The sequence below is a fragment of the Longilinea arvoryzae genome, from assembly GCF_001050235.1.
Taxonomy (GTDB): Bacteria; Chloroflexota; Anaerolineae; order Anaerolineales; family Anaerolineaceae; genus Longilinea; species Longilinea arvoryzae.
On record NZ_DF967973.1, the window covers coordinates 1 to 21363 of the forward strand.

A 21363-nucleotide genomic window follows, 5' to 3' on the forward strand; every position below is an offset into this window, starting at 1 on the left:
AAATCGGCACGCAGCCAACCAGGGAAAGGAGGGTGACGAGGAGGATGAGGGCAGCGCGGCGCATGAGATGATTATACGCGAACCGGGTGAAACGGGAAGACGCAACGTTGCGAAAGAAATGCTTGCAGTAATCGTTGATTATATCGATCGATAAATATTGAATTTTGATTGTAAATGTGGATAATTGAATCAGAATTCTGGTTTCCGGGATCGAAGACTACAATCCAGGAGGAAATTAAAACCACGCGATGGCTGCCTGAATTGCGGGGTGGGCTGCCGTTCGTTCGAACCGGGCCATGAAAAAAGAGGCAAGTATGTACAGGGTCAATTATCTTTCGGAGAACTATTTCTATATGATCGTCCTGGCCATCATCGTCGGGGTGCTCGGCCTCGTTCTGCAGTTCATCCCGGGTTTTGAAATCCTGGCATTTGTGCTGGTGGCGGCGGCGCTGGGTGGGCTGTTGGGCGGAAGCCGCCGGTTCGCCGGAAAAGAGCTCAATTACGCCAGACGGTATTTCAAGATCGCCTTCGACTGGATGCTGTTGACCATTCTGGCGGCGTACGCGCTGATTGTTCTTTCGCAATGGCTGCCTGCGCTGCAGGGCGCGATCGATTTCCTGAACGCGCACTGGGCGGGCTTGATCCTGTCGATGATGTGCATCGTGCTGGGCGTGTGCGCACTGCTCAAGGAAAACGCGCCGAAAACGGAGTAAGAGAAGAAGAATTGACAGGATGTACAGGATGATAAGGATTTGAGGAGAAGAAGAAGAAACAGGGATGCAGAGGGTGAAGAGGATTTGAAGGCAAGAAGAAACAGGGATACGCAGGATAAACAGGATTTGAGATAATTAGAAGACATCCACTGATTGGCATTCCACAAGCACGCGCGGTCGGAGACCGGCGCGAGCATGGGTCGATTTCGGCAAGGGTCACAACGGCGTAAGGGCCCAGCGGGGAATATGGATCACGTCGATCGATCGAGGCCAAGCTGCGCCCGGGCTTGCATGCGCCCCGTGGGCTGGCGCGGCGGGCGATGAGAAACAGGGATGCAGAGGGTGAAGAGGATTTGAAGGCAAGAAGAAACAGGGATACGCAGGATAAACAGGATTTGAGATAATTAGAAGACATCCACTGATTGGCATTCCACAAGCACGCGCGGTCGGAGACCGGCGCGAGCATGGGTCGATTTCGGCAAGGGTCACAACGGCGTAAGGGCCCAGCGGGGAATATGGACCGCGTCGATCGATCGAGGCCAAGCTGCGCCCGGGCTTGCATGTGCCCCGTGGGCTGGCGCGGCGGGCGATGAGAAACAGGGATGCAGAGGGTGAAGAGGATTTGAAGAGAAGAGAACTGGAATGCGTCCAACGTCTGGTATTGTAAAGACGCGCGCAAGTAATCGTTGATTATCAGAAAGGGGAAAGTATGGACGCTCCCATCGATTGGCTTCTGGAAGGGGATGCCTGGATCGCCTACCGCACCCGGATGGACATGCTTGGGCAGTCCGAGAAGGATGACGCGGTGAAAGCCGCCCGCGCGGGCATGCTGGCGGATAGCCGCGTGCAGGCGCTGGTGACGGAACTGGGCAACTGGCCGGGAAAGGTTATCGCGAGTCATAAGAGCGCCGGGCAGCCCTTTCACAGGCTGACCTTTCTGGCCGATTTGGGGCTGCGGGCCGATGACCCGGGCGTTGATCAGATCACTGCGCGCATTTTCGAGCATCCGTCGGCGGAGGGACCCTTTCAACTGTCGGCAGCCGTTTCCAGCGCGTACGGCGGGACGGGCCGGGAGGTGTGGGCCTGGGCGCTGTGCGACGCCCCGCTGATCCTGTATGCACTGGTGAAATTTGGCCTGCAGGAAGATCCCAGGGTGAGGGCAGGCATTGCCTATCTGGCCGGGCTGGCGCGTGAGAACGGCTGGCCGTGCGTCGTATCGCAGGAATTGGGCAGCTTCCGCGGGCCGGGGCGCAGGGAAGATCCGTGCCCGTTCGCCACGCTGGCCATGTTGAAGCTGTGCGCGCAGGTCGATTGGCTGCGCGACAGTTCGGCCGCCCGCAGCGGCGCCGAGGCGCTGCTGAGCCTGTGGAGCGACAGCCGGACGCGCCATCCGTATATCTTCTACATGGGCACCGATTTCCGCAAACTCAAGGCGCCGTTCGTGTGGTACGACCTGATGCACGTACTGGACGTCCTGTCGGGTTTCGCGTGGCTCAAAGGCGACGCCCGCCTGCAGGATATGTTGGGGGTGCTGCAGAGAAAGGCCGACGATCAGGGGCGATTTACGGTCGAGTCGGTCTGGACAGCCTGGAAGGATTGGGAATTCGGGCAGAAGAAAGAACCGTCGCGATGGTTGACGTTAATGGCGTGGCGGGTGATGAAGAGGAATGCACAGGGATGAAGAAGATGGGGAGGATTTGAAAAGAGAAGAAGAATTGACAGGATGCACAGGATGGAAAGGATTGGAAGAGAAGAGGAATGCACAGGGATACACAAGATGAAGAGGATCGAAAAAAAAGCGCGTAGTCGCGGACCTGCGTGTCCGCTCTTTGCCGGCGCCGGTCGACTCTCGATGTCAGTAGCAGGGGTGCCGGATGACTGACTTCATGATGAGCATGCTTCCAATGATAAGGGTTTTCTCAGGCAGGCCGCGGCAGGCTCCGCACGGAGTGCACCCGATCCGGGGGAAGAGACCAGCGCGGGCGAGGGGCGATTTCGACAGGTGTCACCACGGCGTAAGGGCCCAGCGGGGAATATGGACCGCGTCAATCAATTGAGTTCAAGCTGCGCCCGGGCTTGCATGTGCCCCGTGGGCTGGCGTGGCGACCGTTGAAGAAGAATTGACAGGAATACCGAGGGTGAAAAGGATTTGAAGAGAAGAAAATTGGAATGCGTCCAACGTTTGGTATCGCACGGGCGCGCGCGGTCGGAGACCGGCGCGAGCAAGAAAGTCTTATTTACAATGCGATTGCAATTTTTACCAACTATATACCGGAAACTAAAACAAGGCAAGCCATTTGGATCTTGCGCCATGAGTGAAGAGCAAGAAATGCGTCGGCCACAGGTTTCAATTCACAACCCTTTTCCAATCAAGATTCGAAAACCCATAAACTATTATGATATACAATAAATTCGGGGGTATTCGATCCGCATTGGCAAGGGGAGGAAAGCGTGTTCACAACCGCACTGCGAAGAATCCGGCCGGTTGGGTTGGTGTTGCTGTTCGCGCTGACCGGCTGCGTCCCGGCGACGAAGACGCCGATCGATGGTTGGAACACGGCGACGTCTGAGCCAGCGCTGATCGGTTCACCCGGTTGATGCTATCCGTGGCGGCCAGGGTTGCATCGACTTCGGGCGTGGCACGCAACCTGCAGGCCCAACCGGATGGGAGCTGGGGGACGCTGGAGGATGGCGCAGTCGTCTTCCTCTCTCTGCGATCTCTGTGATCTCTGTGGCATTCTGATCTTCCAATGGGGGCAGCTATGTGGGGAAAAGACAGCCGGGAAAACATCTGGAGCACCATCGAACGGTCCTGGGATTTGCTGGTGGTGGGCGGGGGCATCAGCGGGGCGGGCATTTTCAATTATGCCGCGCGCGCCGGCCTGCGCGTGCTGCTGGTGGAGGCGAATGATTTTGCCTTCGGCGCCTCCGGACGTTCCGGCAAGCAGATTCAGGTTTGGAATGACTCCGGCCTGCCGGTGGAAGAACTGGTCCGCGAACGGGACAGGCTGCTGCGCGAAGCGCCCAACCTGGTCCGGTCGATGGCCTGTTATCAGGCCGCCTATCCGGGTCAGGCGTCCAGTTCCTGGCCGGGCAAATCCATCCCGGCCCGGGATTTGACCTTCGAAGTCCCCCACTTGCGCACCAAAGGGTTAAGCCACGGGAAACGCGGCGAAGGCGCCTGCCTGGACGACGCCCGCCTGGTGCTGCGCCTGATCCGCGAGGGCGTCAACTACGGTGGGGTGGCCATCAATTACGTGCGCGCCGAACAGCTTTTGTTCACGGCGTACGGACAGGTGTGCGGCGCCGTGCTGCGCGACCGCGCTCAGGGCGAGGACGGACGCACCGCTGAAGCCCAGGCGCGCGGGGTGATCAACACCTCCGGAACGAGCTGCGATGAACTGCATTCCAAGGCGGGCGGCAGGCGCCAGTTGCGCCAATGGATTGGTTCGCATCTGTTCCTGCCCGGCGAACGCCTGCCGCTGACCTGCGGGTTGACCGTTTCTCACCCGCGGGATGGCCGGCCGCTGTCTTTTATTCCCTGGAACGGCGTGGTCAGCGTGGGCGGTATGCACCTGGAATACCGTCTGCCGGAGGACATGGCCGAGCCGTCGATCAGCGCCCAGGAGATCGAATACCTGCTGGAAGGACTCAAATTTGCCTTCCCGACCCTGGAACTGGGATTGGGGGATGTGCTGGCCTGCCATGCCGGCGTTCAGCAAACGCCGGAAGGGACTGCGGCGGCTCCGGTCCTGGGCACCTTGCGGGAGGAGAACGGCCTGGTGAGCGTAACCGGCGGCAGATTGGGGGCATTTCGCCTGACGGCGGCGCGGGCCTTGAATGCGCTGCGCGCACGCCTGCCCGGGCTGCGGCCCTTCAGTGCCGACCAGCCGATCTTCGAGCCGGATGGGGAGATGCCTTACAGCACTTCGCTGGATCCGGCCGGTTGGTCTTATCTGGCGGGGCGCTACGGTCGCGAATTGCCGGCTCTGCTGGCCTCCACGCCGGTGGATGAGTTGCAGAGCATTTATCCACAGCTGCCGGCCATGTGGGCCGAGCTGCACTGGGCGGCTCACGACGGCGCGGTGGTGCACCTGGACGATTTGCTGTTGCGCCGGCTGCGCCTGGGCTTGCAGGTGAAACGCGGCGGGTTGTACGAAATCGAGGATATGCGCGCCATGATTCAACCCAAGTTGGGCTGGGACAACATCCGCTGGCAGTGGGAAGTAGCCCGCTATGCAAGAATACACGAGTTGTATTATTCGGTGTGAAGAGGGTATTGGGGATTCGTTGATGAGGTATTCGGTAAGAGTGAAGAGTGAGGAGAGAAGCGTGAAGAGTGAGGAGTGAAAAGGGAAGATGGAAGAGGGAAGAGGGAAGCGGAAGAATTGCCGATCGTCGATTGCTGATTGAGGATTGGTCAGGAAAGACTTCGCACCCGATCGATGCAATCCAAAATTTCCAGCTCACGCCATACCCGCATCGAATACCGAATCAACGAATACCGATTTACACTTTTGGACTACAATAATCCCAGTAATTATCTTATCCCTCGGAGCCCCCATGCCCGCCGAAAATTTGCTGGCAATCGATAATGGCACGCAGAGCGTGCGCGCCCTGCTTTTCGATCCGCGCGGAAACCTGCTGGCCAAGCAGCGCATCCCCATTGAATCCTACTATTCGGAAGGGCCGGGATTGGCCGAGCAGGATCCGCTGGTGTTCTGGAACGCAGTTTGCCAGGCCTGCCAGGGTCTGTGGCAGCAGCCGGGCGTGGATCGCGGCAGTATCGCGGCGGTGGCGCTGACCACGCAGCGTTCGACGCTGGTCAACGTCGACCGGGAGGGCCGGCCGCTGCGCCCGGCCATTCACTGGCTGGACCAGCGCGAAACGAAAGGCCTGAAGCCCGTCAGTGGGCTGTGGGGATTGGCCTTCGCGCTGGCCGGAGCCAGCGATACCGTGGCCTACCTGCAGGCCGAGGCCGAAGTCAACTGGATTCGCAAATTCCAGCCCGAAATCTGGGACAAGACCTACAAATATCTGTTCCTATCGGGTTACCTGACCTTTATGCTGACCGGCCGGTTCGTCGATTCGGTCGGTTCGCAGGTGGGCTACGTCCCGTTCGATTACAAAACCCAAAAATGGGCCGGTAAACACGACTGGAAGTGGCAGGCTGTGCCCATGGATCCGCGGGTGCTGCCGGAATTGGTGCCGCCCGGCCAGCCGCTGGGTGAGATCACACCCGAAGCCGCTGCCGCCACCGGCATCCCGGTTGGGTTGAAGCTGATCGCAGCCGCGGCGGATAAAGCCTGCGAGGTGATCGGCTCGGGCGCGCTGGACCCGCACATTGCCTGCCTGAGTTACGGCACGACGGCGACCATCAACACCACCCACGACCGCTACATCGAAATCATTCCTCTGATTCCACCGTATCCTTCGGCGGTTCCGGGGGCCTATAACCTGGAATTGCAGATCTTTCGCGGTTACTGGATGGTAAGCTGGTTCAAACAGGAGTTCGGGCACGAAGAACGCCTGCGCGCATCCGAACAGGGCGTGGAGGCCGAGATTTTCTTCGACGAACTCGTGCGCCAGGCACCGCCGGGATCGGACGGCCTGGTGCTGCAGCCGTACTGGTCGCCGGGTCTGCGCAAGCCGGGTCCCGAGGCGCGCGGCGCGGTGATTGGTTTTGCGGACGTGCACACGCGGGCGCATCTGTACCGCGCCATTCTCGAGGGACTGGCCTACGCGCTGCGCGAGGGCGCCGAACGGACTTCGAAAAGCAGCGGCGTGAAGATCGAAGCGCTGCGCGTGGCGGGCGGCGGCTCGCAAAGCGACGCCGGCATGCAGCTCACCGCGGATGTATTCGGGCTGGCCGCATCCCGGCCGCATGTCTACGAAGCCTCCGGGCTGGGCGCGGCCATCGATGCCGCGGTCGGCATCGGGCTGCACCCGGATTTCGCCAGCGCGGTGCGCGAGATGACGCGCGTTTCACAGACCTTCGAGCCGGATCCAAAGGTGCACGCGATTTACGATGAACTGTACGCCAAAGTGTACCTGAAGATGTATGACCGGCTGAAACCTCTATACCAGGCCATGCAAAAGTTGGGGGGATAGAGATCAGCTTTTAGCGGTTCGCTTTCAGCAGTTTACAGTTAGCGGGCAGAGGCAAGTGATTGGCCGTTAAGGCGAGATTTTCGATCGGGCCCGGGTAGGGCCAGGCCTGATGATCTGACATGATTTCAGGAATCGCATGCGGCCGACTCCGATGAGCCGGTTTGCGGCGGTAAAGTAATGACATCCCGGCCAGGAGCGTTTGCCAGGGGTCCCTGGCTCGAGGCTGGTTAACCGGAGCCACGGAATGGTGGTTTCACGCCCGAACCGGTTTGGTAAGGTCCGGCCTGAACGCGCAGGTGGGCTGGTTGGGATGGCCTGCGCCTGGTCAATGGAAGGGGCCGGCTATGAACATTCGACCGGCGTTTTCGGGTTGAAAATGCCGTATGATTGTTAAATTGATGTAAATATCCAGGATGTGAGACGCAATCCTCTCGTCAATCAGGACGCACGGGATTCGGGTGCCAAAAAGCGTGCCGTGGTTCGCCCTGAAAACGCAGGAGCATGAAAAATGACGATCGAAACCGACCGAAATCCGTTGGAGTGGGCTTTGATTTTCGATCCGCAGGCCGAGATCGAGCGGATTTCGACCTTTATTCAGACAGAAGTGGCCCGCCGCGGCGCGCGCGGCGTGTTGACCGGTTTGAGCGGCGGGTTGGATTCGAGCGTGTGCGCTTATCTGTGCGCGCGGGCGCTGCCCATCGAACAGGTGCACGTTCTGATGCTGCCCGAACGCGACAGCGACTCGAAGCTGCACGAACAGGCGCACGCGGTCGTGCGATCGTTGGGATTGCGTACCAGCGAAGCCGACATGACCTCATTGATGGATTGGCTGGGCCTGTATGACGATACCCCGCAGGAGGTGGCCAGAAACCGCACGCTGCTGGAACGTTGGATGCGCGGGATCCGGCGTTTGAGCGGCGCTCCGGCCTTGTTCCCCTGGGTTCAGGAATACGCCTACGGGCAGCGCCGCGGACTGGCCGCCGGCGCTTTGCAGCGCTGGATGTGGCGTTATGCCGGTCAGACGCAGGCCTTTGTCCTCGGCAAGCTGCGGGCGCGCATGCTGGCGCTTTCGTTGCGGGCCGCGCGCCAGGACTGCCTGCTGGTGTGCACCACCGACCGCTCCGAATGGTCGATCGGTTTCTACGATCCGCACGGCGACGGGGTGGGCGACCTGGCCTTGCTGAGCCACCTGTTCAAGACGCAGATTCGCGCCCTGGGACGGGAACTGGGCCTGCCCGAGAGTATCATCACCCAGCCTTCGAGCGGCGATCTGGCGGCCGGGCTGCCCAACGAGGAAGCCATCGGGATGAGCTATGAACTGCTCGACCACCTGTTGGTGGGCCTGTCGTTGGGTATGAGCGATGAAGCCATCGCGCTGCACGCGGACGCCAGCCCGCGGCTGGCAGCGACGGTGCGTTCGGCCTGCGCCCTGGCGGACGCGCGGCGGGGGATGCCGGTGAGGCTGGAACCGTTGGGACGAGATTAAGCAATCATTCGATACTTCATCGAAAGATTTCCCGGGGAAGTTCTGAGAGGGAATTCCGAAAATGTCCTCTAAAATCGACCTGTATCGCAGCGCTTTACGCGAGTGTCCGGACTGGCCCGGCTATCTTTGCGCCAACAGTCATCTGCCCGGCCCACGCGGCAACCTTGAACTGGCAGAAGCGGTTTTTCAGGAAGCCAGCCGTGAGATGATCTTAAGCCTGATCGCCCGGGATTCGACCGAAGTGGAAGAGAATTCACCGCAGGTGTTTGGGGTATTTTGCGGCGTATTCGGGTTGGGCAGGCTCCTGGCCGGCGGCGAGCTCGACTGGATGCCAAAACTGCGGGAATATGCGAGCGACCGGCGCTGGCGCGTTCGCGAGGCGGTGGCCTGGGCCTTGCAAAAATACGGCGCCGCCGACATGCCCGGTTTACTGGCGCAGATGCGTCCCTGGGCGGCCGGAACGTTTCTGGAACAGCGCGCCGTGGCAGTGGCGTTGTGCGAACCGTCCCTGCTGAACGACCCGGCGGCCGTCCGCGAGGTGCTACAAATCCTGGACGGCATTACGGTTTCGCTGAGCCGGGCCGTGGAGCGAAAAACGGACGATTTTCGAGCCCTGCGCCAGACGCTGGGTTACGGTTGGAGCGTCGCGGCCGTGGCATCCTGGGCGGATGGCAAAGCCTTTCTCGAGCGCTGGTTCGAATGCGCGGATCCCGACGTGCGTTGGCTGATGCGTGAAAATTTGAAGAAAAAACGATTGGAACGCGCGGACAGTGATTGGGTGCAAAAGTGGAGGATCGACCTCGATCGATAATCAAATCGGGGTTCCGCCCGGAAAAGCATGGGCGAAACCCCGAAGGATCAAGCTGCGCAGGGGCGGGCAGCTTACTCCGCGAACTTCTCGATGGCCGAGTCGATCAGGCGCATGGCGCGGCGCAGATTCTTGCCGGATAAGGCCACCTGCTCGGTGGCGGACTTGAGGGTGGCCTCGGTGACCTTCAAATCGGTGACCTTGCTGATGGACACCTTGAAGCCATACCCGCTGACCTCGAAGCCCTTGTGATCGGACAGGAGTTGATCGGCGCTCTGGACGGCGGCATCCGCGTTGGTGATGCGCGTGTTCAGGGCGTTGAGGTACCATTGCAGGGTGTTGTATGCAGCATCGGTGGGCTTGAAGTCACCCTGAAGGTCCTCCACGATGGTCAGGCGTTCTCTGGCATACGCCAGCAGTTCCTTCTGGTAGGCCAGTTCTTTCACCTGCGCGATGTAGGCCTTGTTGAGCTGGCCGAGTTTGGCCGCGCTGACGGTGGTCCCGCCATCGGCTGAAACGACGCCGGACGGCAGAACGCTGAAGGCCAACCCGAGCAGTAATGCGGCGATAAAGATCAGATTAAAATACGACTTGCGTGGCATTTCGACTCCTTTGGTTTGTCTGGCGGATCCCCATCGAAGGGTTAGCGACCCTTGACCGGGTCCGGATAATGCTCAGACGCCGCAGGTTCTCCAAAAGTTCCCGATTCAGGCTTGAATTCTTGATCGAATTCCTATACAACTAATTCTGAAAAGCGACAATAATCTTCAATCAACGCAATCCGATCGACTGATGGAGTAGACAGTATGGCAATCGACCGTTCATTCAGCGAAAGAAATCGGGCGGCGACGGAACGCATCCGCCGCCTGGGTAATCTGGACGACACCGCGCTGCTGACGCGGGTGGGGGAGGATTGGACTGTGGCGGTGGTGCTGGCGCACCTGGCCTTTTGGGATCGAAAGATCTTAATAATGCTGGACAGGACCGAACAGGACGGCAAACTTTATGCGCCGGCGATCGATGTGATTGTCAACGACCTGGCGCTGCCGCTGTGGGCGGCCATCCCACCCCACGAAGCTGTGCGCCTGGCGCTGGAAGCTGCCGAAACGCTCGACCGGCGCCTGGAGGAATATCCGGAGCGATGGTTGGAGCGGGTGTATGTGAACAATCCGCGCTGGGTGGAACGATACCAGCACCGCAACGCGCACCTGGATGAGGCGGAGGCGGCTTTGAAAGGGCTCCAGGATCCACGGTCGCCTAAATCCTTGTGATGTCCTCCGATAAACTCCAAGAATCCATCCGATAAGCCTTCACTTCGATCGATCCTGGTCCGTTTTCGAATACAACAGGAGGATTTTCAGCATGAAACCCATCCATGCAGCCTTTCTATGCCTGATCGCGCTCCTGGTGCTCACCACCGTTCCAACAGGCGCGCCGTTTCATCAAACCCAGGGGACCATTGTACCTGCCGTTGATCCTGCGCTGAGATGGTGATTAGCAATTAGCGATTAGCGATTAGCGGTTAGCTATTAGCTGTTAGCCATTAGCAATTAGCGATTAGCGATCAGCTGTTAGCCATTAGCGATCAGCCATTCGCTGTTAGTTGTTAATACAAATCACAATTCGCCAAGAGCTATAAGCCAAGAGCCAAGAGCTAAAAGCTAAAAGCTAAAAGCTAAAAGCTAAAAGCTAAAAGCTAAAAGCTAAAAGCTAAAAGCTAAAAGCTATAATTCCTTCTCCCAGGCCATCACGCGGTCGACTTCCCTGAAACCGACCGAGGCATACAGCTTCATGGCCGGTTCCTCGCTGGCGTCGCAGTAGACGTGCCCGAACCGCCCGCCCAGCCGGCGCAGGCGGCGCAGGCCTTCGAGCAGCAGCGCGCGGGTGAGCCCCTGGCGGCGGAACTGCGGGGCACAGCCGACCGGCTCGAACTCGCCGATGCGGTTGGCCTCGTCGAACCACAGGATGGCGAATGCCGCCAGGGTCCCGTCCGGGGCGGCGACCACCAGGTCCAGGTCAGGGCGGTAGGTGGGCTGGCTGCGGACGGCGCGGTATTTGGCCGCCGTGAAGCGCGAGGGATCGAACGCCTGGCGATGCAATTCCACGCGGGCTTTATATTCCTCCTTGCCTGCCACCGGACGGATCTTGAAACCGTCCGGTAAAACGGTGGGCGGCACTTCACCTTCCAGGGGGTAATTGAAGAAGGCGAAGGAATCGCTGGCGCGCTGGTAGCCGTTGCGGCCCAGCAGCGTCTGACGGGATGAATCGCTGGTGAGGGCCCAGGCGCGCCACGCGCGTTGGCCGTTGGAACCGGCAAGTTTCTCGCGCTGCTGTTGCTCGGACCAGGCCAACATGTCGGCTTCGACGCGCCGGCGGGTGGGATGCGAGAACAGATCCACCTGATTACCCCCCTGCCAGGCAAAACCGCCCAACTCGCCGCGCTCGTCCCACCACAGGCGCAGGAAGGACCAGTCCCTGGGGTCATCGCGCTCAGCGCGCCACCAGTCCAGATCGCCGACCGTGGCATAGACCAGCGGCCCATTGATGGCGTAGGCCGCCTGCAGCAGCTTGCGCATGGCCGGGTAATCTTTTTTGGGGTCGAACGGACGGGAAGTGTAGTTCATGGGAGGAGGTGAGGGGTGAAGGGTGGAGGGTGAAGAGGTATTCGTTGATTCGGTATTCGGTATTCGTTGATTCGGTATGGGGTAGGTGTCGATGCAGAATTTCGTCCGAATACCGGATACCGAATACCGGATACCCAATACCGGACCTCACGCCGGCGTAATCGTGGGCGGCTGGGGTGGAAGGACGCCGGACTGGCGCAGAGCCTCATCGAGCTTTTCGAGCTGGCCCAGGGCGCGCAGGCCGCTGACCAGACCCCAGATCACGATCAGGTGGAAGGCGAAGCTGAGGAGGTCGGGGCTATCCCAGACGAACAGCGTCGCCAGGGCATCCAGGCCGTAGAGCCCCATCCCCACATAGAAAGCCCAGCGTTTGCGCTTGTTGGCGAATACGCCAAAAAGGGCGAAAATGCCGACGATGACCAGGTTCATCACCCAACCGATGATGCGCACGGTGTTGACGGATTCAAGGCCCAGGTCCTGGCCGATGAGATACGCCATGGCGTCGATGATCTGGGTGATGCCCAGCCCAAAAATGAAGCTGATTTTGGAACTGGCCATCATCAGGATGGAGTTGATGATCGAAAGGACCGCGATCCAGTAGAACCAGGAGGCGCCGGAGCGCAGGCGGTTTTGCAGCTTCAACTTGAGTTCGAGCGGCGAAACCACCGGTCGGGGGGTGGCGGATGAGGGGGCGGGTGTTTGATACATGGGACTCCTCGGAATGCTGAAGGATGAAAGAAGATGGGATGAGTGAAGCGTGATGCGTGAACCGTCGATTCGGTGTGCGACGAATAATTTCTACGCCGCACACCGGCAGAGACTTCCTTTACTGGCAGGCGGTGGCCAGGAGCGGGGTCACATCCGTACTGTTATCGACCTGCTTGACGGTGGCGCTTTTGATTCCCAGGGGCGCGAAGGGCAGCGTACCCTGAATGCCAGGCTGGGCAAGGTGCAGCGTGTAGCAGGCGACAAAGGTCTGGCTCTTGCCGTCCGTCAGAGTCGCTTTCATGGCCACCGGCAGGGCGTAATAGATCTGCCCGGCGCCGGCATCCGGCGTGGCCGTGCCGAACTGGAGCTTGACCGTTTCGGTGTTGGCGTAACCGGCCGCGAAGGCGGCGTAATCCTTGGGCGGGGTCTGCCAGTAAGAGTACGCCCGCACGTATTCCTTGCGGTTAACCGCGTTGAACAGCGAACTGAGGACCGCCACGGGATCGGAACGGTTATCGATGTAGTTCTGGCTGCTGAGGTCGGTCAGCGATTCGAGTTGGGCCGGGGCAGCCCCCGGACCGGTCGGATAATCCGGTTCAGGGCAGGCCGAGGCCAGCGCATCCGCATCCGCGGTGCCGGCCGCGATCGACTTCGCCGTGCCGCGCTCGATGTGCATGGGCGTGATGGGCGGTTCACCGTAGTTGCCAGGCTGCGGCAGGCGCACCACGTAGCAGGCGGCGTATTTTTGGGCGGCATTGGCAGTGTTGGTGACGTTCAGAACCATCGGAACCGTGTAATACAGGCTGCCGGCCGCACCCTCACCGGAGATCTCACCGATGACGACTGCCACTGACTGGGTGGTTTCGTAGCCGGCCGTGAACTGGTCGAGCGTGCCCAGATCGGTAAAGTTGGTGTAATACGAATAAGCGCGCAAATACTCGTGTTTGTTGATGGCGTTGAAGAAGGAAAGCATGACCGCGGCCGGGGTGCTGCGGTCGTCCAGGTAGTTTGCGGCGCTAATATCCGGCAGACCGGCGCCGGAGGTCTCAAGCGTGGGAGCGACGTTTTCGGTGGGCGTTACGGCGGAAGATGGAGCGCCCGTGGGGGTGACAATGATGGGTGACTGGGTCGGGGTGGGAGAAGCAATCTCGGGCAGCGGGGTTTGAGTCACAATGGGCGCCAGCGTCGGCTGGCCGGCGCAGGCGGACAAACCCAGAATCCATCCGAGCAAAAGGGCAATGCGAAATTTTTTCAACATAAGAGAATCCTTCATGGATGCTGATTACAAAAGAACGTTCAGAATTGTGACCCGCTGAAACGGGCGATTTCGATCCCGGCGAGCTGCAGCGCGTCCCGCACAACGCGGGCGTTTTCGACGGCGCGCGGGTGGTCGCCGTGCAGACACAGCGTGTCGATGGCGCCCGTTCCAATGCCCGCCTGGGCCAGGCGGACGGCGTTGCGCGCCACCTCGACCGGCGATTCGAGCACAGCGCCGGGCTGGCTGCGCGGCATGAGCGAGCCGTCCGGCAGGTAAGCCCGGTCGGGGAAGCCCTCGGCGGCGGCGGGCAGGCCGATTTCGGCGGCCGCGGCCAGCGAACAGGACCCGGCCAGCCCCACCAGCACCAGATGGCGGGAGAAGCGCCGGACGGCGCGCGCCACGGCGGCCGCCAGGGCCGGGTCGCGGGCGGCCTGGTTGTAGAGCGCGCCGTGGGGTTTGACATGGGTCAATTCGAGCCCCTCGGCGCGGGCGAACGCGGCCAGCGCGCCGATCTGGTAGAGCACCAGGGCCTCGGCCTCGGCGGGCGAAAAGGTCATCTCACGCCGGCCGAAGCCCTGCAGGTCCGGCCAGCCGGGATGCGCGCCGGCGGCCACGTTGTGCTGCCCGGCCAGGCGCAGGGTGGCCTGCATGACCAGCGGGTCGCCGGCGTGGCAGCCGCAGGCAATGTTGGCAGAGGTGATGAGGGGCATCAGGGCGGCATCCTGGCCGAGCGTGTAGCGGCCGAAGGATTCGCCCATATCGCAATTGAGATCAATTTCCATAGGTTAGGTCAGATTGTTCTGTGCAATGAGTTCTGAGTTGATGAGAAAGAACACACCTTATTATAGACAAATTTTGGGGTTGCAGAGATACAGAAAAAGAATGAACAGGGATTGGGAGGATGAAAAGGATTTGAAGAAGAGATGTAGGTTGGGTTGAGTGTTCTTACCCTATGCCGAGGTTAACCGTGTGCTGAAACGAAACCCAGTATGGATTTCTATCCCGTTCATCACAGCCGTTTCTGGATGGCCCCGGCCAATCGGGCGATGAGGTCCGCGTCGCGAATCGGGTCGAAGGGGGTGCCGTTGAGGATCTCGTCCGGATACGACCACGGCCCGATTTTGCGGTAGGCGTCCGGCTCGGTCCGGTAGCGCGGGATGATGTGCGTGTGCAGCGCGGGCTCACTGTTGCCCATGGTGGCGTAGTTGATGCGGTAGGCGCCGGTGACCTCGATCAGGGCGTCGCCGATGACGGCCGTGTCGAGCAGGTAGGCCGCCCGCGCGGCGCGATCGAGCGCGTTCAGAGAAGACACGACCGGGTCGGCCAGCAGGATGGTGTAGCCGCGCAGGTACTGCATATCGCACAGCACCGCCCAGCCGGAGGGTAAACGGCAGATGAGCGGCGGGAAGGTTCCGGCGCGGCAGGCTTCGACATTGCGGTGGATGAGGGTCATGGGGCTCCTGGAAGAATTCACAGGGATGGGGAGGATGAAGAGGATGTGAGGAAAGAAAATATGTAGGTTAGGTTGAGTGTTATTTACATCTGCTACAGGTAAGTATATGCCGAAACGAAACCCAACGTAAAGAGTCGAGGTCGCGTAAAGGGGTGTGCGGCGAGACTCGTCGATTGGTCCAGGCTCACCCCGAAACCCGACGTGAGAGGATCGGGAAAACAGGATGGACAGGATTTGCAGGATAAAAAAGGATTTAGCCTCCTGCCCAGCCCAGGTTTTCCGTTTCAGTGGGTTGGATGCCAGTGCGCAGGATCTTCCATTGTTCCTGCGTGCGCGCCTGGGCTACGGCAAGCGAAACTTCGCGAAAGCGGATGCGGCCTTCGCCGGGCGGCACCTGAGCCAGGAGCGCGCGATCGAGCGCCGGCAGCGAGGCGATCTGGGTGTAGCCGCCGGAGGTGGGCGCGTCCGCCATCAACACCACCGCCTGACCGGAGGCGGGCACCTGCACGCAGCCGGGCAGCAGTCCGGCCGAGAGGATGTCGGCTCCATCCCCCTGAGCGCCGGATCGAACATGGTCCAAGCGCGGGCCGTCCAGGCGGTAGCCGGTCCGGTCGGCGAGGCCGGAGACGCTGAAGACCGCACTGTGGAACGCCGCGAGCGCCTCCGGGGTGAAGCGCCCGACGTGCGGGCCAGGCAGCGCGGCCAGGTGCAGGTCGAGCGAATAGGGCGGGCGTCCGGCGGGCGGCAGGGTCGCGCCGGCGCGAAGGCCCACATCGGGCGGTTGGGCGGCGGTGGACAGCAGCGCGCCGGGGGATACGGCCTGCCCCAGCCCGGCGGGACGGTAGGCGGCCCGCGAGCCCATGATGAGTTCGGTCTGCAGGCCGCCGGAGACGGCCAGGTAGCCCCACACGCCGGCGCCGGAGCGCTCGATTTGCAATGAGGAGCCGGCCGGCACGAAAACGGCGCTCCAATCCGGCATGATGGCGCCGTCGACGCGCAGCGCCAGCCCGGGGCCGGCCAGGGCGATCAGGCAGTCGTCCCAACTGCGCAGAGTCAGTTCACCCGGACCTATTTCGATACCGGCCGCGCCGGGCGGGTTGCCGAGCAGCAGGTTGGCGGCGGTGAAGGCGAAGGGGTCCATTGGCCCGGCGGCGGGCAGGCCGAACGGACGCCAGGCGGCGCGGCCGGAATCTTGAATGGTGCAGAAGGGGGAGGCAGAGAGAATTTCGAGCATGGGCGGGAAATGTGGAATGTAGAATGATGAATGCTGAATGAAGAAGGTGAAGAGAGGACGGTGAACGGCGGAGTCGATTTTGGTAACTGGTTTATCAACGACCCAACGAATACCGTTCGGCTCACACCGCCACAAATTTCACCCGATCCCCGGGCTCGAGCAGGAAGGGCGGCTCGCGCGAGGGATCGAAGAGCAGCCGTTCGGTGCGGCCGATCAACCGCCAACCGCCGGGCGTTTCGAGCGGGTAGACGCCGGTCTGGCTGCCGGCGATGCCGACCGAGCCGGCCGGGATGCGCGTGCGCGGAGAGGTTAGGCGCGGGGCGGCGATGCGCGGGTCGAGCCCGCCCAGGTAGGGGAAACCGGGCGCGAAGCCCATGAAGTAGACCGGGTACAAAGGCGCGGTATGCCGGGCGATTACCTCGGCCGGGGTGAGATGGTTGTGTGCGGCGACGAAGTCCAGGTCGGGCCCGTCCGCGCCGCCGTAGCGCACGGGGATCTCGACGGTGCGGGATTGGGCGGCCGGGAGAGGCTGGATAGTCTCGATATTTGCGCGTAGCCAATCCGAAAGCGCGGAGAAGGCGAGTTGGGCCGGATCGTATGGCACCAGCAGCGAGGCGTAGCCCGGCACGGCCTGCCCCAGCCCGGGCAGTCCGGAGGAGCGCAGCGCGGCGGCCAGGGCGTGCGCGCGCGCGTTGAGGTCAGGATCGATGGCGTCGCCGAGTTCGAGGAGCAAAGCGGAGTCGGTGAGCGGGGTGAGGCGGGGAAAAGTGGAAGGCATGAGAAGATTATAACGGAATGAAGAGGAATTGCTGATTGTCGATTGCTGATTTCTGATTGAGAAGAGAGGAACGGTGTGCCGCGTAGGATGGGTGGAGGGGCAAAGACGCCGCAATTCGGGAAACGGATCCGGCTGCCCCGGAACCCATCGTTCAGGCCGGAGTGGGACCCTCACCCGGATGGAATTGACTTCCAACCGCGCGAGCTGTCCCTCTCCCTGCGGGGCGAGGGCACAGCGGCCCGAATCGCGCAGGATGGGTGGAGGGGCATTGGACCAGGGAACCGGTTGCTCCGAAACTCATCGTTACGGCCGGAGTGGGACCCTCACCCGGATGGAATTGACTTCCAACCGCGCGGGCTGTCCCTCTCCCTGCGCGGCGAGGGCGCAGCGGTCCGTATCGCGTAGGATGGGTGGAGGGCATAGGCGCCGCAATTGGACCTGGGAACCGGCTGCCCGAAACCCATTGTTACGGCCGGTGTGGGACCCTCACCCGGATGGAATTGACTTCCGACCGCGCGAGCTGTCCCTCTCCCTGCGGGGCGAGGGCGCAGCGGCCCGTATCGCGTAGGATGGGTGGAGGGCATAGGCGCCGCAATTGGACCTGGGAACCGGCTGCCCGAAACCCATTGTTACGGCCGGTGTGGGACCCTCACCCGGATGGAATTGACTTCCGACCGCGCGAGCTGTCCCTCTCCCTGCGGGGCGAGGGCGCAGCGGCCCGTATCGCGTAGGATGGGTGGAGGGCATAGGCGCCGCAATTGGACCTGGGAACCGGCTGCCCGAAACCCATTGTTACGGCCGGTGTGGGACCCTCACCCGGATGGAATTGACTTCCGACCGCGCGAGCTGTCCCTCTCCCTGCGGGGCGAGGGCGCAGCGGCCCGTATCGCGTAGGATTGGAGAGGGGCAAAGGCGCCGCGGTTGGACCAGGGAACCGGTTGTCCAAAACCCATCGTTACGTCTATAATGGCAAGAGAATTACAATAATTGAATCAATGATGACATAAACCAAAAAAGTATGGATTTTATGAAAACTAATATTTTCTTGACTGCCAGTCTGCGTAAACCGTTCAGATCTATTCTTTTGCTGGCCTTGTTTGGGTTAATTTCCTTTGTCTTTATCACGAAAGCGGTTGGATTCATCCTGGTACAGCGTGAAACCGGGGTTTTGGGCAGCTACTACCGCTCGATTGGCGTCCTCGAAAACGTTAAAGATCCCCAATCGGGGGATGTTTCAGCCGGGATCCGTCTGATCAACTCCAGCCCCCATTTTGCCTATGGCAACCCTGCTGAAGTGGTCTCGGGCATCATGTCGCACACCTTTAATACCAGCTTCCTCAGCACCAATGCCACAATGCTGATCAAAGCATTACCCGCAGAGTATTGGTCCAATGTCCATGATACCGATATCTGGTTCACTGGTGAACTCCTCGACAAAAAAGAAATCGGGGCGGATGGCAAACAGCCAGACGGTGGGAATGCATTAGGTTATTCCCTCAAATTTGACATTGACACCCTTTTAGCTGCCTTCCCCGAAAACGCCAGTCAAGGCAGTTCGGTTGTTCTCCTGTTTTTGTTTGATAAAAACGAATCCGCCATCCCGACCATCCGGGAAATGACAGTCGGGCAGAGATATCTGATCCGCGCCTGGGATGACTTTGATTCCCTGCCGACGCAACTGACCCGATTCCGATTTCAGATCCTGCCCCTGGATGATCAACAGCTCTGGTACAAGGCGGTGGCAAAAGATGAGCGCCTTGACTTCAGTTCACCAGAAATGGCTTCCATCAAAAACAGGATCGACATTCTGAACGAAAACCTGCACACGCTCGGAATCATCGCCACCGCAGATATGAGCGCCATGCCCAGGATGCAGGAAACCTCCCACTTTTACACCCTGACCGCGGGCAGGTGGTTGAACCACCAGGACGATCTGGCCGGGTCAAAATTGATCGTGATCCCCGAGGATCTTGCCAGCCAGCGTAGTCTGAGCCTGGGCGATGAGCTGCAGCTCACCTTTCGTCCGCTGCGCGATACCTATTATGGTCAAATCCGGGACGGCATCGATACCGTTCTCTGGCGCAGCTACCCGACCTACCAGGATACCTTCACGATCGTCGGCATTTATACCAGCCGTTATGGCGCCATTTGGTCCTACATCCCCATCGGCAGTCTGCAACCCGGTTTTACCTCAGCGACTCAAAAACAATTCCAGGATGAAACCGGTTACAGCTTTGTTCTCGACTCCTCACGCAGCCAGGCGCTCTTTATTCAGGAGTATCAGAATACCCTCCAGTCACTGGGCATCAACCTGACCTTCCTCGATAACAGCGGGGCAGCCTATTGGGCTGCCGTGGATCCCATCCGCCGCTCCTCCTTTGCAGATATCCTGACCTTTGGGCTGCTGATGGTTGTGGCGCTCAGCATGGCGGTTTTCCTGTACATGATGCAGCACAAACGGGAATATGCGATTTCGCGAGCACTCGGTGTCGCAAGAAATCAGGCCAGCCATCAGTTGATTTTGCCCCTGCTGTTGTTCGGCGGATTCGGGATTCTGCTGGGCGGGATGATCTCCTGGAAGGATGCTTTGGGTAAAGCCAACGCCAATCTGTCCACCATTCCCACCCCCGCCGGGGTGGCTCCGTCCGCAGACCTCAATCCCCTCTTTTTAGTGATCCTGTGCCTTGTCATTTTCTTTCTTCTGGCTGTGTTTTCCTGGCTCGGCGCGCAATTCCTCGCCAGGCGATCTGTTTTTGACTTGCTCCAGGGGCAGATCCAGCGACCGGCAGAGCAGAAACCAGCGAATGTCAGCCTGGCAGGCCCGGTCAACCCCTCATCCTCTTCCAGTCAGACCGGCGCAGTGGATAAATCGCCCAAAGCCGATGCTGCAACCCGGGTCTCACCCGCCTTACAGGCAAAATACACGCCTGCATCCTTGAGCCGGTATGCCTTCCGCCAGGCGCTGCGTTCGGGGATCAAATCCATACTAACCCTGGCAATCGCCCTGGGCTTTATGTTCGCCTCAGGGTGGCTATCGCAGACCCTGCAGCGCAGCCAGGCAGAAATCGACCGTCTCTACAATACCACCGTGGTGGAAGCCGACATCCTCCCTGCTGATCCTTCTGCCGGATCGACCCTTGGGACCGTCCCGCATGGCAATGGCTTTGTATACCTGAATACCGTCAATAGCATCCTGGACAGCGGTTACGTGATCAGCAGCACCCTCGAAGCGGAAACCCTTTGGTCTAAAATTCAAGGCACTGGGTCTCAAACCGGGCTGACGGGTTCCGTCCCGGTCTACGCCTATGACGGTCCTGAAGCATTCACTTCCGGTCTGGCAGATCCAAGTTCACTGGTTTTTGCTTCCGGATGGGATGCGAACCTCTTTGCCAGGCAATGGACCCTTGAAGACATCCAAAAAGAGGGCATCCCAATGCTCATTCCATCCAGCATGCTTGAACAAGCGCAGCTTGAGATTGGGGATAAGGTCAAGGTCAGCGAGATGTCCGGCAGCATCTCCCCGGGTGTGATCGTTGGGCAGTACTCAGGCGGGCGGGCGGTCACGATCAATCATGTCAAAACAAAGGTGATCGGCAGCGAGTCGATCCTGATCCCACTCTCCGTGCTTAAAGCCATGGAACGCAGCAAAACCGCCTTCACGGTGGCGCATTTCGTTCTCGATCCCGCCAGGAACCGCGACCTTTCCCAGGTCAGTTCGGACCTGCAAAAGGTGATCAAAGCCCCCGGAGCGGGTACGCGGGATTTGCGCTTTATGATCTGGGATGAGCAATTGAGGATTGTGATCGACCAACTTGAAAAGAACCTGTCCATCCTCAAGGTGCTTTATCCGGTTGTGATGGCCGTCTCGGTCTTGATCGCGGCCGGATTGTGTTTTTTGCTCCTGCTGCAAAAGAGCAGGGAGGCCGCCATCCTGCGCGTGCTTGGTATCACCCGCACTGCGGTCTGTGTGGCGTTGATCCTGGACTCTTTTTGCCTTTCGCTCATTGGCGCGGTCATGGGTCTCGGATTGGCTGCCCTTTTGTGGATGTCAGCGGGGGTAATGCCTGCCGGTGGTTTGCTGACCAGTGCTGGACTGTACCTGGCCGGGGCTTTGGCCGGTTTGGTAAGCGGAGCCATCCTGGTCACCCATAAGCAGCCGCTTGAGCTTTTGCAGGTCAAGGAATAGGGAT

General features: G+C 60.3%; 20 protein-coding genes. 12 read left to right on the forward strand and 8 right to left on the reverse strand.

The genetic code is table 11. The features are described 5' to 3' along the window. Positions 1-314: 314 nt before the first annotated feature. The 9 genes from LARV_RS18565 (at position 315) to LARV_RS18590 (ending at position 9121) form a co-directional block, all read left to right on the forward strand. Complete coding sequence (locus tag LARV_RS18565; protein ID WP_075075310.1) at positions 315-713, forward strand: hypothetical protein; 399 nt, start codon at positions 315-317, stop codon at positions 711-713. Positions 714-1422: 709 nt separating this feature from the next. Further along, on the forward strand, positions 1423-2394 hold the full coding sequence (locus LARV_RS18570; protein WP_075075311.1) for a hypothetical protein: 972 nt from the start codon (positions 1423-1425) through the stop codon (positions 2392-2394). A gap of 770 nt (positions 2395-3164) precedes the next feature. Further along, a complete protein-coding gene (locus LARV_RS20450; RefSeq protein WP_172797935.1) occupies positions 3165-3311 on the forward strand; it encodes a hypothetical protein in 147 nt (48 codons plus the stop codon). Further along, the gene (locus LARV_RS20845; protein WP_269084976.1) at positions 3308-3439 is read left to right on the forward strand and encodes a hypothetical protein; all 132 of its coding nucleotides are present in this window, start codon (positions 3308-3310) and stop codon (positions 3437-3439) included. The genes LARV_RS20450 and LARV_RS20845 overlap by 4 nt, the downstream gene beginning before the upstream one ends. 36 nt (positions 3440-3475) lie before the next feature. Beyond that, positions 3476-4984, forward strand: coding sequence for an FAD-dependent oxidoreductase (locus LARV_RS18575; RefSeq protein ID WP_075075312.1), 1509 nt, complete (start codon positions 3476-3478; stop codon positions 4982-4984). A gap of 292 nt (positions 4985-5276) precedes the next feature. Further along, positions 5277-6824, forward strand: coding sequence for an FGGY-family carbohydrate kinase (locus tag LARV_RS18580; RefSeq protein ID WP_075075313.1), 1548 nt, complete (start codon positions 5277-5279; stop codon positions 6822-6824). 244 nt (positions 6825-7068) lie between these two features. Continuing rightward, positions 7069-7218 (forward strand): hypothetical protein, encoded by a 150-nt coding sequence (locus LARV_RS20455; RefSeq protein ID WP_172797936.1) that lies wholly within the window; start codon positions 7069-7071, stop codon positions 7216-7218. A 114-nt stretch (positions 7219-7332) separates the two neighbouring features. Beyond that, positions 7333-8310 (forward strand): NAD(+) synthase, encoded by a 978-nt coding sequence (nadE, locus tag LARV_RS18585; protein ID WP_075075314.1) that lies wholly within the window; start codon positions 7333-7335, stop codon positions 8308-8310. A 61-nt stretch (positions 8311-8371) separates the two neighbouring features. Next, on the forward strand, positions 8372-9121 hold the full coding sequence (locus tag LARV_RS18590; RefSeq protein WP_075075315.1) for a hypothetical protein: 750 nt from the start codon (positions 8372-8374) through the stop codon (positions 9119-9121). Between the two features lie 71 nt (positions 9122-9192). Here LARV_RS18590 and LARV_RS18595 read toward each other — a convergent pair whose 3' ends face one another. Continuing rightward, complete coding sequence (locus LARV_RS18595) at positions 9193-9720, reverse strand: hypothetical protein (protein WP_075075316.1); 528 nt, start codon at positions 9718-9720, stop codon at positions 9193-9195. A 204-nt stretch (positions 9721-9924) separates the two neighbouring features. Between LARV_RS18595 and LARV_RS18600 the strand changes: the two genes are divergently transcribed. Both LARV_RS18600 and LARV_RS20850 read left to right on the forward strand, forming a co-directional pair. Beyond that, complete coding sequence (locus LARV_RS18600) at positions 9925-10389, forward strand: maleylpyruvate isomerase N-terminal domain-containing protein (RefSeq protein WP_075075317.1); 465 nt, start codon at positions 9925-9927, stop codon at positions 10387-10389. 91 nt (positions 10390-10480) lie between these two features. Further along, positions 10481-10612: a hypothetical protein gene (locus LARV_RS20850; protein WP_269084977.1), complete on the forward strand. Its 132-nt coding sequence runs from the start codon at positions 10481-10483 to the stop codon at positions 10610-10612. A 230-nt stretch (positions 10613-10842) separates the two neighbouring features. Here LARV_RS20850 and LARV_RS18605 read toward each other — a convergent pair whose 3' ends face one another. From LARV_RS18605 to pxpB, 7 genes are all read right to left on the reverse strand, one after another. Next, complete coding sequence (locus tag LARV_RS18605) at positions 10843-11742, reverse strand: GNAT family N-acetyltransferase (protein ID WP_075075318.1); 900 nt, start codon at positions 11740-11742, stop codon at positions 10843-10845. A gap of 147 nt (positions 11743-11889) precedes the next feature. Beyond that, on the reverse strand, positions 11890-12450 hold the full coding sequence (locus tag LARV_RS18610) for a hypothetical protein (RefSeq protein WP_075075319.1): 561 nt from the start codon (positions 12448-12450) through the stop codon (positions 11890-11892). 118 nt (positions 12451-12568) lie between these two features. Then, on the reverse strand, positions 12569-13708 hold the full coding sequence (locus LARV_RS19975; RefSeq protein ID WP_083522768.1) for a hypothetical protein: 1140 nt from the start codon (positions 13706-13708) through the stop codon (positions 12569-12571). Positions 13709-13746: 38 nt separating this feature from the next. Beyond that, positions 13747-14490 carry a LamB/YcsF family protein gene (locus LARV_RS18620; RefSeq protein WP_075075320.1) on the reverse strand — a complete coding sequence of 248 codons (744 nt, stop codon included), beginning with the start codon at positions 14488-14490 and terminating at the stop codon, positions 13747-13749. Between the two features lie 227 nt (positions 14491-14717). After that, positions 14718-15182, reverse strand: a complete 465-nt coding sequence (locus tag LARV_RS18625; protein WP_201785961.1) for an HIT family protein — start codon at positions 15180-15182, stop codon at positions 14718-14720. Between the two features lie 232 nt (positions 15183-15414). Then, a complete protein-coding gene (locus LARV_RS18630) occupies positions 15415-16530 on the reverse strand; it encodes a 5-oxoprolinase subunit C family protein (protein WP_152031881.1) in 1116 nt (371 codons plus the stop codon). Next, positions 16517-17173: a 5-oxoprolinase subunit PxpB gene (gene pxpB, locus LARV_RS18635; protein ID WP_075075323.1), complete on the reverse strand. Its 657-nt coding sequence runs from the start codon at positions 17171-17173 to the stop codon at positions 16517-16519. Before pxpB ends, LARV_RS18630 begins: the two co-directional genes overlap by 14 nt. Before the next feature lie 1027 nt (positions 17174-18200). Here pxpB and LARV_RS18645 point away from each other — a divergent pair. Next, entirely contained in the window at positions 18201-21359 is a 3159-nt protein-coding gene (locus LARV_RS18645) for an ABC transporter permease (RefSeq protein ID WP_075075325.1), read from the forward strand. The last annotated feature ends 4 nt before the right edge of the window (positions 21360-21363 follow it).